Origin of the sequence: Gilvirhabdus luticola, assembly GCF_040117515.1 — a bacterium.
Lineage (GTDB): Bacteria > Bacteroidota > Bacteroidia > Flavobacteriales > Flavobacteriaceae > Gilvirhabdus > Gilvirhabdus luticola.
Map to the genome: position 1 here is coordinate 110324 of NZ_JBEEEN010000004.1, position 14510 is coordinate 124833.

14 protein-coding genes are annotated in these 14510 nt (G+C 33.3%); 3 read left to right on the forward strand and 11 right to left on the reverse strand.

Annotation, left to right across the window (positions count from 1 at the left end; all coding sequences use genetic code 11):
* Positions 1–155 precede the first annotated feature (155 nt).
* From AAFP94_RS08735 to AAFP94_RS08760, 6 genes are all read right to left on the reverse strand, one after another.
* Positions 156–1916, reverse strand: coding sequence for a serine hydrolase (locus AAFP94_RS08735; RefSeq protein ID WP_316662205.1), 1761 nt, complete (start codon positions 1914–1916; stop codon positions 156–158).
* 125 nt (positions 1917–2041) lie between these two features.
* Positions 2042–3094 (reverse strand): Gfo/Idh/MocA family protein, encoded by a 1053-nt coding sequence (locus AAFP94_RS08740; protein ID WP_316662206.1) that lies wholly within the window; start codon positions 3092–3094, stop codon positions 2042–2044.
* A 73-nt stretch (positions 3095–3167) separates the two neighbouring features.
* Positions 3168–3854, reverse strand: coding sequence for a DUF4386 family protein (locus tag AAFP94_RS08745; RefSeq protein ID WP_316662208.1), 687 nt, complete (start codon positions 3852–3854; stop codon positions 3168–3170).
* A 27-nt stretch (positions 3855–3881) separates the two neighbouring features.
* Complete coding sequence (locus tag AAFP94_RS08750) at positions 3882–4346, reverse strand: class I SAM-dependent methyltransferase (RefSeq protein WP_316662388.1); 465 nt, start codon at positions 4344–4346, stop codon at positions 3882–3884.
* A gap of 3 nt (positions 4347–4349) precedes the next feature.
* Positions 4350–4526, reverse strand: coding sequence for a hypothetical protein (locus tag AAFP94_RS08755; RefSeq protein WP_316662209.1), 177 nt, complete (start codon positions 4524–4526; stop codon positions 4350–4352).
* A gap of 56 nt (positions 4527–4582) precedes the next feature.
* On the reverse strand, positions 4583–5011 hold the full coding sequence (locus AAFP94_RS08760; RefSeq protein WP_316662210.1) for a DUF1761 domain-containing protein: 429 nt from the start codon (positions 5009–5011) through the stop codon (positions 4583–4585).
* A 142-nt stretch (positions 5012–5153) separates the two neighbouring features.
* Between AAFP94_RS08760 and AAFP94_RS08765 the strand changes: the two genes are divergently transcribed.
* Positions 5154–6122, forward strand: a complete 969-nt coding sequence (locus AAFP94_RS08765; RefSeq protein ID WP_316662211.1) for a kelch repeat-containing protein — start codon at positions 5154–5156, stop codon at positions 6120–6122.
* A gap of 10 nt (positions 6123–6132) precedes the next feature.
* Here the strand turns inward: AAFP94_RS08765 and AAFP94_RS08770 are convergent, their stop codons facing one another.
* From AAFP94_RS08770 to dnaK, 4 genes are all read right to left on the reverse strand, one after another.
* Positions 6133–6663 (reverse strand): CIA30 family protein, encoded by a 531-nt coding sequence (locus AAFP94_RS08770; protein WP_316662212.1) that lies wholly within the window; start codon positions 6661–6663, stop codon positions 6133–6135.
* Between the two features lie 171 nt (positions 6664–6834).
* Complete coding sequence (locus AAFP94_RS08775) at positions 6835–8253, reverse strand: fasciclin domain-containing protein (RefSeq protein ID WP_316662215.1); 1419 nt, start codon at positions 8251–8253, stop codon at positions 6835–6837.
* 217 nt (positions 8254–8470) lie between these two features.
* Positions 8471–9418, reverse strand: a complete 948-nt coding sequence (locus tag AAFP94_RS08780) for an NAD(P)H-dependent flavin oxidoreductase (protein ID WP_316662217.1) — start codon at positions 9416–9418, stop codon at positions 8471–8473.
* A 117-nt stretch (positions 9419–9535) separates the two neighbouring features.
* Positions 9536–11449 (reverse strand): molecular chaperone DnaK, encoded by a 1914-nt coding sequence (dnaK, locus tag AAFP94_RS08785; protein ID WP_316662218.1) that lies wholly within the window; start codon positions 11447–11449, stop codon positions 9536–9538.
* A 231-nt stretch (positions 11450–11680) separates the two neighbouring features.
* On the opposite strand from dnaK, the gene AAFP94_RS08790 reads away from it, so the two are divergent.
* Complete coding sequence (locus AAFP94_RS08790; protein WP_316662220.1) at positions 11681–13105, forward strand: L-serine ammonia-lyase; 1425 nt, start codon at positions 11681–11683, stop codon at positions 13103–13105.
* An 8-nt stretch (positions 13106–13113) separates the two neighbouring features.
* On the opposite strand, the gene AAFP94_RS08795 is transcribed toward AAFP94_RS08790, so the two are convergent.
* Positions 13114–13569, reverse strand: coding sequence for a nuclear transport factor 2 family protein (locus AAFP94_RS08795; RefSeq protein ID WP_316662222.1), 456 nt, complete (start codon positions 13567–13569; stop codon positions 13114–13116).
* A 119-nt stretch (positions 13570–13688) separates the two neighbouring features.
* Between AAFP94_RS08795 and panB the strand changes: the two genes are divergently transcribed.
* Complete coding sequence (gene panB, locus AAFP94_RS08800; protein ID WP_316662223.1) at positions 13689–14507, forward strand: 3-methyl-2-oxobutanoate hydroxymethyltransferase; 819 nt, start codon at positions 13689–13691, stop codon at positions 14505–14507.
* The last annotated feature ends 3 nt before the right edge of the window (positions 14508–14510 follow it).

Below are 14510 nucleotides of genomic sequence, written 5' to 3' on the forward strand. Positions count from 1 at the left end.
TGGCTGTTAGTTGGTCAAATAAAGAAAATCAACTTTATGATATGTATTGTTTTAATGATTCTCATCGATAAACGAAGTTAGCTTTTAAAATTATATTGTCAAAATAAAACCCTTGACGAGATCAAGGGCTTATTTCATATTAAAGATTTTATGAACTATTCCACGCGTTTTGCCAACATTTCATTTCCACCTTGAAATAAGGTAGCACTGTCTACAACACCATCATCATTTATATTAAAATGAAGTTCTGCTTGAAATGCTTTTGGGTAAAATGTACTTTCAGATTTTGGGAAAATATCAAAAGCAGGTTGTCCTGTAGCTTGCGTTTTTAGCTGGCTGCCTTCTTTTGTTACTGTAAGTATAAAACCAGGTCGTAATTCGTATTTACCAACATAGCTTTCTAAAATACTGTCTGCAACTTCAAATACTTTTTCATATTCAGACACATCTGCTCCTAACTTTTTTAAATAGTCTATACCATTTTGGTTTCCAGGATTGAGCTCAACAGATTTTTTATAATTTTCTATAGCCAGATCATTTTTGCCTTGATACATCAATGCTTCGGCATAACTATCATATACATTAGGCGATTCTGGAAATACTTCTACATTCAGTCTAAAAACCTCTGCAGCTTCTTCTACTTTTCCAGATTGCAATAATTGGTAACCCATGGTATTCATCTCACCTTCATTCAAGTCGTAATCATCAGCATCTTTAACATTATTATAATGTGCCAATCCAGCTTCAATACCATCTTTCTCGATAATTGCAAAAAGCGAATTAGCAACCGATTGTTTTGGTCTATCAAAAGGCTTATCATAAAGTATTGCAGTAATGGCATTAGTCATTGCATTAAGTGGTGCTCTTCCCGTATTGTTCAATAAAACTACTAGCGAATTGTCTTCAGGAATACGTGAGATCAAGGTATTAAAACCATTGATACCACCTCCATGACCAATTACATAAATACTGTCTGTAGAGGTTCCTATAGCTTGTTTACCAACGCCCCAACCATAGGCATACTGTCTTCCAAACGCTGGTGTATGTGGTTTAAAATAGAGTTCCATATACTCTTTAGGCAATAACTTATTAGTATATAAAGCTTGGTCCCATAGATAAAGGTCTTCTACAGTAGAATATATAGAGCCAGCAGCATAAGGAATTGTCATATCCAGATAATCTGAATTCACATAATTGCTACCTCTTTTCTCATAGCCAGTTGCTCGATGCTTCAATATATCTTCATGATGATCAAAGCCTGAATCTGTCATATTCAAAGGCGTAAATATATTTTCATGAAGTATCTCTTCATAAGTCTTATCGGAAATTTTTTCAATGAGCACTCCCAGGAGAAAATAACCAGAATTGCTGTAAGAGAATTTGTCGCCAGGTGTAAAATCTAAAACAGAATCCTGAAACTTTTTTACAAATTCATCAGGCGTAAATGGATTACGACTCTCATCTTGAAAGAATCTTGGAAACGCCGTATAGTTAGGTATTCCTGAAGTATGAGTTAACAAATGGTGTGTGGTTATAATGTCTCCTGTAGATTTTGGGTAATCTGGAAGATATGTGGTAATAGGAGCATGTAAATCTAATTTACCTACAGAAGCTAATTGCAAAATCAACATGGCAGTGAATTGCTTTGTAATCGATCCTAATCGATGTTTGGTGTTGGGTTGATTAGGAATATCCCATTCCATATTGGCCAAACCATAACCTTTTTTAAAGATCACTTTCCCTTGTTCTGAAACTAATACAGAACCATTGAATTTTCCATAATCGGTATAGGTTTGAACCAATTGATCAATCTGTTCAGCTTTATTCTGTGAAAAAGAAATATTGAAAAAGAAAAGAAGAACGAATGGTAGTATTATTTTTGTCAATGATACTTTACTGATATGATTTAATGACATGATGAAGTTTTTATGATTAAAATATTGATGAATTATGTAGTCGAACCTATTACAGGCTATTTATATGTTACTTGACGCTATAACATATTGATTGGTTACAATTTAGTCAATTTTTTTTTGAAGCTTTATTGTTTAAGGTCAATAGTTGTTTTTGTTTTTGCACTTTGAATAGCTGCATCCAGAATTTCCATAACGAGCATGTTATTTTCTAAAGATGATAGATCATAAGGCTTTAAAGTCACTTGCTTATTGATAACTGCAGCAAAAAAAGAAAAGGGGTCATTAAATGGTGCTTGGCGTTCTTCAAGTTTATAAGATTCTTCGGCAAAGCCATCATAACCTTCAGAAATTCGTAGTCGAAGATCGTGTCTGTTGTCTGCATAGATAGCTCCATCCAGTCCGTAAATTTCCATGTCTTTTCTACCAATTGGCCAATTCCATGACGCTTGAATAGTAGCATTTACATTGTTATACGTTAAAATAATGGTTGCATCATCATCTACTTTTGGATTGTTTAAGGCTTGTTGCTGTTGGGTTACTGCGGTTACTGAAATTGGTTTTTTACCATTCATCAGCCATGTCATTAAGTTGACACCATAACATCCAAAATCTGTTATTGCTCCTCCTCCATTTTGAACGGGATCTGTAAGCCATTCCAGAAACTCTTTATTCACTCCAATCTTTTTTGGACCTTTATGACCATCTCTTATCACAACTTTTCTAATGTAACCAATTGCACCATCTTCAACCAGTTCTTTGGCACGATGGTTTGTTGGATACCATGTGGTTTCAAAATTAGTCAGCAAAACAATATTATGTTCTTTGGCAAGAGCTTCCATTTTCTTGGCGTGCTCTAGGCTTACAGCCAAAGGTTTTTCAACCATAACATGTATGCCTTTTGGTGCGCAGGTTTCAACTACTTCAAGATGTTCATAAATAGCACCGAAAGCTGTGACTGCTTCTGGTTGCGTTGCATCAATCATCTCTTCCATAGTATTGTAAACTATATCCATGGAATAGCCATGCTGTTCTGTATAGCGTTTTGCTAAATCTTTATTGGATTCTACAATACCTACAATTTCAAAATCATTTTTATTTTCATTACCAAGAATCCAATGGACATGTGAATGCGTTAAACCAACGACACCAATTTTAAGAGGTTCGTCTTGAGCAAACATATTTAGGTTCACTACGAAAACTATTACTAGAAAAAATCTGAATCTATTATTCATGTCTATAAATAATGCTTTATCAGGAACCTATTTTATTTCTAATCAATAAAATTCCAATCATTATTTCCCATAATGTAAACAGTAAAAATCCACCCATGAACATAGCTTCAAGAACAGGATTAGGTTTGTACACAGGAAGAAAATTAAAGCTTCCTACAGCTGCACTAATTCCAGCTATTGCAACCCAAATAATCATCCATTTTGGTAATATTCTTTCTTTTAATGATAGTATTGCCAAAAATGCAATGCCAAGAAATGCAAAAATGTCACCACCTAACCAAAACATATCTTGAATGCCAACCATAGATTTAAACACACCATTAAAAGCTAATTGTTCGTTAGGTCCTAACTGTTGATATATAGGAGCATGAAAATAGGTGAAAGCCAAATGGAATAAATATGCAATAAGAACAAATACTACACCTATAAGGCTCATAATTAGAAAAGACTTTGACAACGATTTATTCTTCTCATTGATTTTATGAACATAATAAAATAACGGAATCATAAGCATGGTAGCTGTTAGACCAGGCCATCCATAAAGTAACATCATTCCATTATTATTCAGCATATTTTGAATAAATGATGATACGTCTTCTAAATTGCCTGAAATATAGAATTGCATTCCAACAATTGACACAACAAAAAGTAAAGCTGAACCTATACTTGAAAATCCAACTATTCGTTTAAATGTATTTGATATCATAATGTAAAAGTTAAATTAGAAAGATAATTATTTTATAGCATAGCCATAAATATGCGGCTTATTAATCAAATTAATTATTCCTTTACCTTCTTGCATATAATTTGAGTACTCAACTTTGGCAAATCCTATTTGATTAATATGTGAGCCTATATCTCTTCCAGGATTGCAACCATCAGAATACCATTTCCATGGTGTAAAGGGTACAGTTTTTTGGACTAGTCTTCTTCCAAAATTATTTTTGTCAATAACATGTTCCAAAAATAAAAATTTACCATTAGGCATTAAAACACGGAAAATTTCTTTTAAAGACTGTTTAAGGTCAACTACAGAGCATAATACTTCTGTGCTAATTACATAATCCACACTATTATCTGGTAGACTTATATTTTCGGAAGTACATTCAAGAAGACGTGCATTAATATTATATTCATTGGCTTTTTCAAAAAGAAATTCGTGCATTGCTTGATTGGGCTCTATTCCAATCCATTCTATTCGTTAATCTTTTAAAAAAACAAAGTTGACTCCAGTTCCAGGACCAAGTTCAAGTACTTTACCATGAATATCATTAAAAAGTTCTGATTTCTTTGTTTTGTTGGTTTCAAAACTTTCATCATCATATTTTTTTAGAAATTCAGCAAAATTCTTCTTAAAATAACCAACCTTATTTTTCATAATAATGATTAATTAATATTTACCTCATTAATTTACGAACTTTAAATGATTAAATCCTAGTTAGGCCAATGGTTCATAACATCCACTATGCCGCCCATTAAAGCTAAAGTAATAATCCAGTACACTAGATTAATAGCAATATTTTTGAATTTTTTTAGTTCGTACATGCCTCCAGTAACCAAAACAGGCATGATGATAAACAGACTTAAAACAAGTCCGTGGAAAGCTCCATGACCAAAAGTATCAAACTCACCTTCTTGCCCAGCAGAATTATTGAAATTGGTTAGAAAAAAGGAAAGAATAAATGACATAACTAAAGAAATAGTAAACAGCAACACTCTGTTTTGTTTTTTAAAATCTTCTTCGGTCAAACCAATAGATTTCATCCAAACAGTTCCAAATATTTTAGGATGATAATAAATCATACCAACAATTGAAGGTGTTAACGTCGCAATAATTAGTGATAGCCAGTTGATTTGTTCCATGATTATAAATTTAAGTTAGTAAGCTAATTTAGAATTTTAATACCTTGAAATCAACTTAAGTTCTGTTAAATTATTCTTTATGAGTACTCTAGTCTTTGATTAATTATCTAATTTTAGATTAAGTCACCTTAAATTCCTAAAGATGTTACAACACAAAAAAATTATACTCATAATTTGCTTACAAATACCGTTAATAGTATCAGCATTTCAAGAAAAGATAAAAGAAAATAATCCTGGTAAACGTTGGGGACATGTGTTAATTTATGACCAATTTAGAGACCAATTAGTACTCTTTGGTGGTACTAGGGAAAGAGGAATTTATCTTAATGATACTTGGATTTGGGATAATAAAAAATGGACTAAAATAAATACTATAGGACCATCTGAAAGAGGCTTTTGTGCAGCAACATTCCATAAAGATAGAAATACTATTATTATACATGGTGGAAGAGGAAATGATCGTACTACATATGGTGATACATGGGAATGGGATGGAAAAGAATGGAAACAGCTTGATGTAAAAAGTGGTTATATCGCAGATCATCATCAAATGGTTTATCTTAATGATGAAAAACAAATTTTAGCTTATGGTGGTTGGAACGGAAAAGATGTTATTGGAGATACATGGTTTTGGAATGGGAAATGGGAAAAATCTAACGAGTCATCACCTCCAAAACGGGCTTCTTTTGGTATGGCTTTTAATACATCCAATAATGCAGTCTATTTGTATGGAGGCTTATGGGTAAATGGACAGTATGCTGATATTTGGAAAAGAACAAAAGGAAAATGGCAGCCAATTGCTGAACCATATAGTAATTCCTCACTTGATCATCATATGTTGATTTATGATGAAAATCGAGATAATATAATTGGGTTTGGAGGAAAAAATTATCGTCGTCAAATGCAGGGTAAAACATTTAAAATAGACAATCGGCAAATCGAAACACTTTCAGAAGAAGGGCCAATAAATAGGCATAGTTTTGGGTTTACTTTTGCTAGTAAACAACAGATGGCCTATTTATATGGTGGAAAGAAATACCTAGGAGACGATCAAATTGCACTTGGTGATTTCTGGAAATGGGATGGAAAAACTTGGAATTTAATACAATAACTAATGTTTTTTATTTGAACTCAATTTTATCAATTTCTAGTATAAAATTTTCTTCCTTTTTATTCCCTATTAAAAAAGCAATTTGCTCTACTTGAATTGATGGATAGTTTGGTTTATCAAGTTTTCTGCCACGAAATGAAGGATACATTTCTTTTAAATTAATCTCAACAGTTTGCCATTCTCCTGTGGTATCAAAATGAGAAATATAGGAAAAGTAATCACTAGTATTAGATTTTATTCTGAATTGATATTTTTTACCGTCACCTTTAACACGTATTATTGCCTTATTATAATTTCTTACATCTTTAGATTTAAAACTGTACATCACCATGGCAAAACCTCCATTGTTTTCTAAAGAAACATGACCTTCAAAGATACCATCTCCTGAATCATTGACATAAAATTTACTGTTGGAAATTCCACCCATGACATCATCATTAACAGTTCTCCAATGACTTATATTAGAATCCTTTTGAAAGTCGAAAATTAGCATACTATTCATTATAAATATGAGATTGATTATTGTAGTAAAATATGTCATTTTTTTATATTATTTTGATTTCTTTAATAAATAGATCATAAAAATGATTAAAAAATAAAGCATAATTAAATGTAATTTCTATTTCTAGTTATTTTTAATTATGCTTTCCGAGCATTGAGTAGGTATGGTAAATTATATAATACCTTTAACGCTTGTTATATTGACTTTGTATTAAGGTACTAATACCTGATTAATAGCATGAATTACACCATTCGTTGCTTGTACATTTGGAATAATGACTTCAGAGTCATTAATAAATACACCTGAATCTAAATTAACGTTTATGTCAGAACCATTTAAAGTTGGTACTGGTCCGTTAGATAGATCTGACGAGTAAACACGTCCGTTTACTACATGATACAATAATACACTTGTTAGGAAATCAATTTCCTCTGGTGTATCAAAATCATCTAAAGAATCGAACCCTTCAAGCGCAGCTAACAATGTAATGAAAGCATCGTTTGTAGGTGCAAAAACTGTGAAAGGACCTCCATTCATTAAAGTGTCAGCCAAACCAGCTTTGGTAGCAGCTTCAAGTAAAATTGAAAATTCAGGAGCAAAACTACTTGCAACGCCAACTAAATTCATTGTAGGTGGAAACAATACTGTGTCAATCACATGTACTACACCATTAGTTGCTTGAATGTTTGCTGCTATAACATTAGCATCATCAATCATTACACCAGAATCTAGACTAACATTTACCGCAGCACCATTTAATGTAGGGACATATCCATTCATAAGATCAGGACTAAACACTTTACCGTCAACTACGTGATACAAGAGTACTTGGGTAAGAAGATCTACTGGGACCTCATTAACACTTGCAAATCCATTATCTGCTAAAAATATATCGAAGGCATTTTGATCTGGAGCAAATACAGTAAATGGACCACCATTTGCTAATACGTCTTGTAACTCTGCTCTTAAAACCGCCTGAACTAAAGATGAATCAATTCCAAAACTAGCAATAGCTAATTCAGTAATATTCATCATAGGAGGTAATAAAACTGTATCAATGGCATGTATGACTCCGTTTCTCGCCATAATGTCGGCCACTATAACATTAGAATCATTAATCATAACACCAGCATCTAAATTTACCTCAACAGAAGCTCCATTAAGAGTAGGTACAAAACCATTAGAAAGATCTCCACTATAAACTACATCTCCAACAACATGATAAAGTAATATAGTTTTGAGGGTTTCTATGCCAAGTTCAGAAACAATATTTCTGTGATTTAATCCTATGGCTGCAAAAGCTTCATCACTTGGAGCGAAAACTGTCAATCTATTAGATGAAACCGTTCCAGCTAATCCAGTTTTTGCCAAAGCTACACTTAAGGTTTTAAACTTTGGTTTTGAACTTGCATTATTGGACTTGCTATTTGCAGTTCTGGCAGCAGTGTTATCATCTTCACCGTATGATTCCAATACTTCAACAATAGATAATGCTTCTTTATCTATAGTAACTTGTTCAACTTCTTCTGTGCTACAAGAAGTTAAAATTAGGGTCGTAAACAAAACAATAAGAATGGATAAATTATTCAGTAGAGATGGGAAACTTACAGTACTTTTTTTTGCTTTCATGATTATTGTTTTAAATTCACAACAAACATAATCAATTTGTCTAACTTTTAATATTATTTATTAGACATTTAGATAAAATGTACGATTTAATCGATATAATGTCTAATTTTTATATTTTTTAATTAGACAAAATGATTTTTAACGCTCATGTCGACATTGCTAAAATATATCCTAAAAGAAGAGTTTAAGTAACCTGGAGTTAAAGAATTTATATGGATTAATTTACCAAACGTTTAACAATCTCTTTGGTTGGAAGTATTTTTGTAGTATGTTGAATACTAGGACCAGCTACCCATACCGTTTTATAGGTTGCTTTTAATGCAGCCTTTTCTGTAGCCTTCATGCCTATTGAAAACCGAATCATCTTCACCCATTTTTTGAGTTTTCGGTTTTTATTAAGCAAATTTTCAATCCATGTCGCCTTTGTTCCTATTTTTTGTACATAAGGCGTATTAATCACTGTGCATGGTGTACCAGATATGCGTTCTGTTACAACGATATCTTTAGCTCCATAATCAACACAGGCTTGTTTATATTCTTCAGTAACATTGGCTTCAGTAGATGCAATAAAAGGACTACCGACAGAAACACCATCAGCTCCATATTTTAACATCTTGTCAACATCTGCTTTAGTTCCAACGCCTCCAGCAGAAATTACTGGAATACTACAATTCGTTTTTAACAATTTAATTAACTCCTCTGGAGTCATACTACCTCTATGTCCACCAGCTTCATTATTAACAGCAATAACAGCATCAGCTCCTAAATCTTCAACCTTATTAGCAAATTTTAAATCAACAACATCGCAAAACACTTTAATCCCAACTTTATGTGCTTGATTAATAGTTTCTTCAGGACTACCTAGAGATGTAATAATAAAATCGCAACCTTCTTCACATAAAACCTCTAGTTGACCTTTATACTTAAAATTAGATTTATTAACGATTAAATTAAATCCAAATGAACCTCCTTCAGTTTTAGCAACTTTTAATTCTCTAATTGCTGCCCTTAATTCTTCAAGAGTCCTATAATTTAGTGCTGGAATACAACCTGCAATACCACTTTTCATAGCTTCCTTTACCATAGCTACATTGGAAACTAAAAACATAGGTGCTTGTATAATAGGATGTTTGATGTTTAATAATTGTGTAAGCTTAGTTTGCATATCAAAGAAGTTTTGGTAAATATAATAAATTAATATGCGTGCATAACAAATTGAAAGGCATAAAAAAAGCGCAACCGACACGGTTGCGCTTTTCCACTACATTATTAATTAAATTGATTACTTCACTTCTTCAAAGTCTACATCTTCTACATCACTGCTTTCACCAGTGCCTTGTCCATTTTGACTTGCAGTATAATCATTAGGCTCTGCTCCTGCTTGTTGAGCTTCGGCTTGTGCTTTGTACATTTCCTCACTAGCTACTTTCCAAGCTTCGTTTATTTTCTCCAATGCTGGGTCTATAACTGCCACATTTTTAGTTTCGTAAGCTTTTTTCAATTCTTCAAGTGCTTCCTCAATGGGTTTCTTTTTATCATCAGATAATTTATCACCAAATTCTTTAAGCTGACTCTCCGTTTGGAAAATCATGGCATCTGCTGCATTTAATTTTTCAGCTTTTTCTTTTGCCAATCTATCAGCTTCAGCATTCGCTTCAGCATCAGCTTTCATCGTTTGAATTTCTTCTTCTGTTAATCCAGACGATGCTTCAATTCTGATATCTTGTGTTTTGTTTGTAGCTTTATCAGTTGCAGTTACATGAATAATTCCATTAGCATCAATATCAAAAGTCACTTCAATCTGTGGTGTACCACGTCTTGCTGGTGGAATACCATCTAAATGAAAACGGCCAATTGTTTTGTTATCAGCGGCCATCGGACGTTCACCTTGCAATACATGAATCTCTACTGAAGGCTGATTGTCTGCTGCAGTTGAGAAAATTTGTGATTTTTTTGTTGGAATTGTTGTATTGGCTTCAATGAGTTTTGTCATTACGTTGCCCATAGTTTCAATACCTAATGATAAAGGTGTTACATCTAAAAGCAATACATCTTTAACATCTCCTGTTAAAACACCACCTTGTATACCAGCTCCAACGGCTACAACTTCATCAGGATTTACCCCTTTGCTTGGTTTCTTTCCGAAGAATTTTTCAACCGCTTCCTGAACCGCTGGAATACGTGTAGAACCACCAACCAAAATAATTTCGTCTATATCTTTTTTTGCAAGACCAGCAGCTTTCAATGCAGTTTCACAAGGTGCAATTGTACGTTTTACTAGATCATCTATCAATTGCTCAAACTTTGCTTTGGTTAGTGTTCTAACCAAGTGTTTTGGTCCACTAGCCGTTGCGGTAATATATGGTAAATTGATTTCTGTTTGTGCTGATGAAGATAATTCTATTTTAGCTTTTTCAGCAGCTTCTTTTAATCGTTGTAAAGACATTGGGTCTTTACGTAAATCCATACCTTCTTCAGTATTAAATTCGTCTGCTAGCCAATTGATGATTTTTTCATCAACATCGTCTCCACCTAAATGTGTGTCACCATCAGTTGATAATACTTCAAAAACGCCATCTCCTAATTCTAGGATAGACACATCATGCGTACCACCACCAAAATCGAATACTACTATTTTTTGATCTTTACCTTTTTTGTCCAATCCATAAGCTAACGCTGCAGCGGTTGGTTCGTTAATAATTCTACGAACTTTTAAGCCTGCTATCTCTCCAGCTTCCTTTGTAGCTTGACGTTGAGAGTCGTTAAAATAAGCTGGAACAGTAATTACTGCTTCGCTAACTGATGTCCCTAAATAGTCTTCGGCAGTTTTCTTCATTTTCTGAAGTACCATTGCCGATAATTCTTGAGGTGTGTACAAACGCCCATCAATATCTACTCTGGGTGTATCGTTATCTCCTTTTACTACTTTATATGGTACGCGTTCTGCTTCTTTTTTAGATTCAGAATATTTGTTGCCCATAAAACGTTTGATAGAATAAACCGTTTTTGTTGGGTTTGTAACTGCCTGACGCTTTGCTGGATCACCAACCTTAATTTCGCCACCTTCTACAAAAGCAATTACAGATGGTGTTGTACGCTTACCTTCTGCGTTAGGTATTACAACAGGCTCATTACCTTCCATAACAGAAACGCAAGAGTTTGTTGTTCCTAAATCGATTCCAATAATTTTACTCATAATATATTCTTTACTGTGTTGAATGTTCTTTTTTAAATTCATAGACTGTTATGTCAATGATTATGCCAACACAAATAAACTGACAAGCTGTCATTAATAACTGAACATTCTAATCTAATTCCTTATATTTTAATTGTATTTTAAGATGTTTATTTAAAATTAACACTCTAATTTTTTAATATGAATTAATCGTGGTGAATTGTCTATTTTTACAATAATATCTAAATAATTATGGAGTGTATTTCTGTTTTTGATATGCTAAAGATTGGCGTTGGTCCTTCAAGCTCTCATACTCTTGGTCCTTGGAGAGCTTCAGAACGTTGGATAAAAGAATTAAAAGACAACAATAAATTTGATAAAGTTGAACAAATTACTGTTGATCTTTACGGGTCTTTATCGCTAACTGGAAAAGGACATGCAACAGATTATGCCATCATGCTTGGCTTAAGTGGTGCAGATCCTGAAACTATTCTTACCGAAACTATTCCTCAAATCATTTCTGATATTAAGCAAAATAATGTCTTAAAGTTTAATAACGAAAAACCTATCATTTTTAATCCAAGTACAGACATTGTTTTTAACAAAAAATTCTTGCCCTTCCATGCCAATGCAATGAAATTTTCAGCAACTATAAATGGCAGAAAATCAAATTCAATATTCTACTCTATAGGTGGTGGTTTTGTGGTTCAAGAAGAACGGAAAATTTCTAAAGCCAATAAAATAATTTTTTATTGCACATTTCCATATCCTGTTGAAACTGGTGCAGATCTTTTAAAATATTGCAACCAATTAGATAAATCAATATCTGAAGTAGTTTTAGAAAATGAAAAGTCCATAAGATCACTTGAAAGTATCAATTATGAATTACAACGTATTTGGGATACCATGTTAGAATGCATGTATATTGGTTGCCATTCAGAAGGTAATTTGCCTGGTGGCTTAAATGTAAGACGGCGAGCTTTTGATATGTATCAAAATTTAATAGGAAACTTACCTTATAATTCGCCACAAGAATGGTTGGTAACTATTCGTCAAACTGAAGTAAAATTTAGACAGATATTAAAATGGGTAAGTTGTTTTGCCTTGTCTGTTAATGAGGTCAATGCTTCTCTAGGTCGTGTGGTTACGGCACCAACAAATGGAAGTGCTGGCGTTATTCCAGCTGTATTGATGTATTATTTAGTTATTGAAAATCATGAGGCAGACTTTGAACACGTCAAGAAGTTTTTATTAGTTGCAGGAGAAATTGGTAGTATCTTTAAAAAGGGAGCAACCATTAGTGCAGCGATGGGTGGCTGTCAAGCTGAAATTGGTGTTTCTTCGGCGATGGCAGCAGCAGCACTTTGCGAGCTTCTCGGTGGAACTCCAGAACAAGTAGTAGTTGCGGCAGAAATCGCAATGGAACATCATTTGGGTTTAACATGCGATCCAATCGGTGGATTGGTACAAATTCCTTGTATTGAACGAAATGCTATGGGTGCTATTAAAGCTATTAATGCTGCCGAATTAGCTTTAGATACAGATCCTAAAAATGTAAAAGTACCATTAGATAAAGTTGTTTCTACTATGTGGGAAACTGCAAAAGATATGCATACAAAATATAAAGAGACATCAGAAGGTGGATTGGCGATTGGTGTTTATCTTACTGATTGTTAATTTACTTTTTAATTACAATCTGAACGTCTTCTAGTATCAATTAGGTAGATTATTTTCCACGTTTTTCCTTCTTTAAATAGTTGAAAAGAATTTACACCACAATGATGAAATTCTCCATTAAACCAGAATTCATAAGGTGTCCAGACACTTGCAAGATTACCATCAATTTGAATGTTATAACTTAATAACTTCTCTTCCCATTTTTCGTTTCCTGGCCTATTAGCAATTGCATTAATCAATTTATTCGGTTCGTCTGTGATAAGAATGTCTTCGCCTTCTTTGTTTTTGTAAGCAGTTTGCATAAGTATTTTGTCGATTAAAACTGATTTCAAAAGAATGGTGTCTCCTTTGTGAAACCCTTGAAAAAAAGTATCTACAACTAATTTAACTTTTGCTTCTTCACTTTCCTGTGAATAGGATGTTACAGAAATAAATACAATCAGAAAAGCTATAATACGTGTCATACTTAAAAAGTTTTAGCTAAAATATATGATATAAACACTTTACATGTCCTTATAAATAAAATTTTAACAATAACTACTTAATTTACTACTTTTACAAAGTATCAAACTTTTATTAAGACATGTCTGTAGCTAAAAAAGAATATAAAAGAATTACGGTTAAAACCTTGGTTGATATGAAAGCCAACGGCGAAAAAATCTCAATGCTTACTGCTTATGATTACACGATGGCTAGAATAGTAGATGGAGCTGGTATTGATGTTATCCTTGTAGGTGATTCAGCCAGTAATGTGATGGCTGGTCATGAAACTACTTTACCAATTACATTGGACCAGATGATATATCATGCATCTTCTGTAATACGGGCTATTGATCGTGCTTTAGTTGTAGTTGATATTCCATTTGGAAGTTATCAAAGCGACCCAAAAGAAGCACTTCGTTCAGCCATTAGAATCATGAAAGAAAGTGGAGCACATGCGGTAAAAATGGAAGGTGGAAAAGAAATTAAAGAATCCATTAAACGTATTTTAAATGCAGGGATTCCTGTCATGGGACATTTAGGCTTAACACCTCAATCCATATATAAGTTTGGTACCTATACAGTTAGAGCAAAAGAAAAAGAGGAAGCAGAACAACTTAAAGAAGATGCTTTAATGCTTGAACGTGCAGGCTGTTTCGCTATAGTATTAGAAAAAATTCCAGCCAAATTAGCTCAAGAGGTTGCTGAAAGTGTAAGTATTCCTATTATAGGTATTGGGGCAGGAAATGGTGTCGATGGTCAAGTATTGGTATTGCATGATATGCTGGGCATGTCTCATGAATTCAACCCTCGTTTTTTAAGAAGATACATGAACTTATATGAAGAAATGAATAATGCCATATCTCAATATGTAAGTGACGTGAAAAATCGTAATTTTCCGAATGATAGTGAGCAATATTAAGTT

Bases quoted from the DNA above. Each gene is read 5' to 3' on its own strand.
- AAFP94_RS08735 (WP_316662205.1), bottom strand. From the start codon at position 1,916: ATGTCATTAAATCATATCAGTAAAGTATCATTGACAAAAATAATACTA.
- AAFP94_RS08740 (WP_316662206.1), bottom strand. From the start codon at position 3,094: ATGTTTGCTCAAGACGAACCTCTTAAAATTGGTGTCGTTGGTTTAACG.
- AAFP94_RS08745 (WP_316662208.1), bottom strand. From the start codon at position 3,854: ATGATATCAAATACATTTAAACGAATAGTTGGATTTTCAAGTATAGGT.
- AAFP94_RS08755 (WP_316662209.1), bottom strand. From the start codon at position 4,526: ATGAAAAATAAGGTTGGTTATTTTAAGAAGAATTTTGCTGAATTTCTA.
- AAFP94_RS08760 (WP_316662210.1), bottom strand. From the start codon at position 5,011: ATGGAACAAATCAACTGGCTATCACTAATTATTGCGACGTTAACACCT.
- AAFP94_RS08765 (WP_316662211.1), top strand. From the start codon at position 5,154: ATGTTACAACACAAAAAAATTATACTCATAATTTGCTTACAAATACCG.
- AAFP94_RS08770 (WP_316662212.1), bottom strand. From the start codon at position 6,663: ATGACATATTTTACTACAATAATCAATCTCATATTTATAATGAATAGT.
- AAFP94_RS08775 (WP_316662215.1), bottom strand. From the start codon at position 8,253: ATGAAAGCAAAAAAAAGTACTGTAAGTTTCCCATCTCTACTGAATAAT.
- AAFP94_RS08780 (WP_316662217.1), bottom strand. From the start codon at position 9,418: ATGCAAACTAAGCTTACACAATTATTAAACATCAAACATCCTATTATA.
- dnaK (WP_316662218.1), bottom strand. From the start codon at position 11,449: ATGAGTAAAATTATTGGAATCGATTTAGGAACAACAAACTCTTGCGTT.
- AAFP94_RS08790 (WP_316662220.1), top strand. From the start codon at position 11,681: ATGGAGTGTATTTCTGTTTTTGATATGCTAAAGATTGGCGTTGGTCCT.
- AAFP94_RS08795 (WP_316662222.1), bottom strand. From the start codon at position 13,569: ATGACACGTATTATAGCTTTTCTGATTGTATTTATTTCTGTAACATCC.
- panB (WP_316662223.1), top strand. From the start codon at position 13,689: ATGTCTGTAGCTAAAAAAGAATATAAAAGAATTACGGTTAAAACCTTG.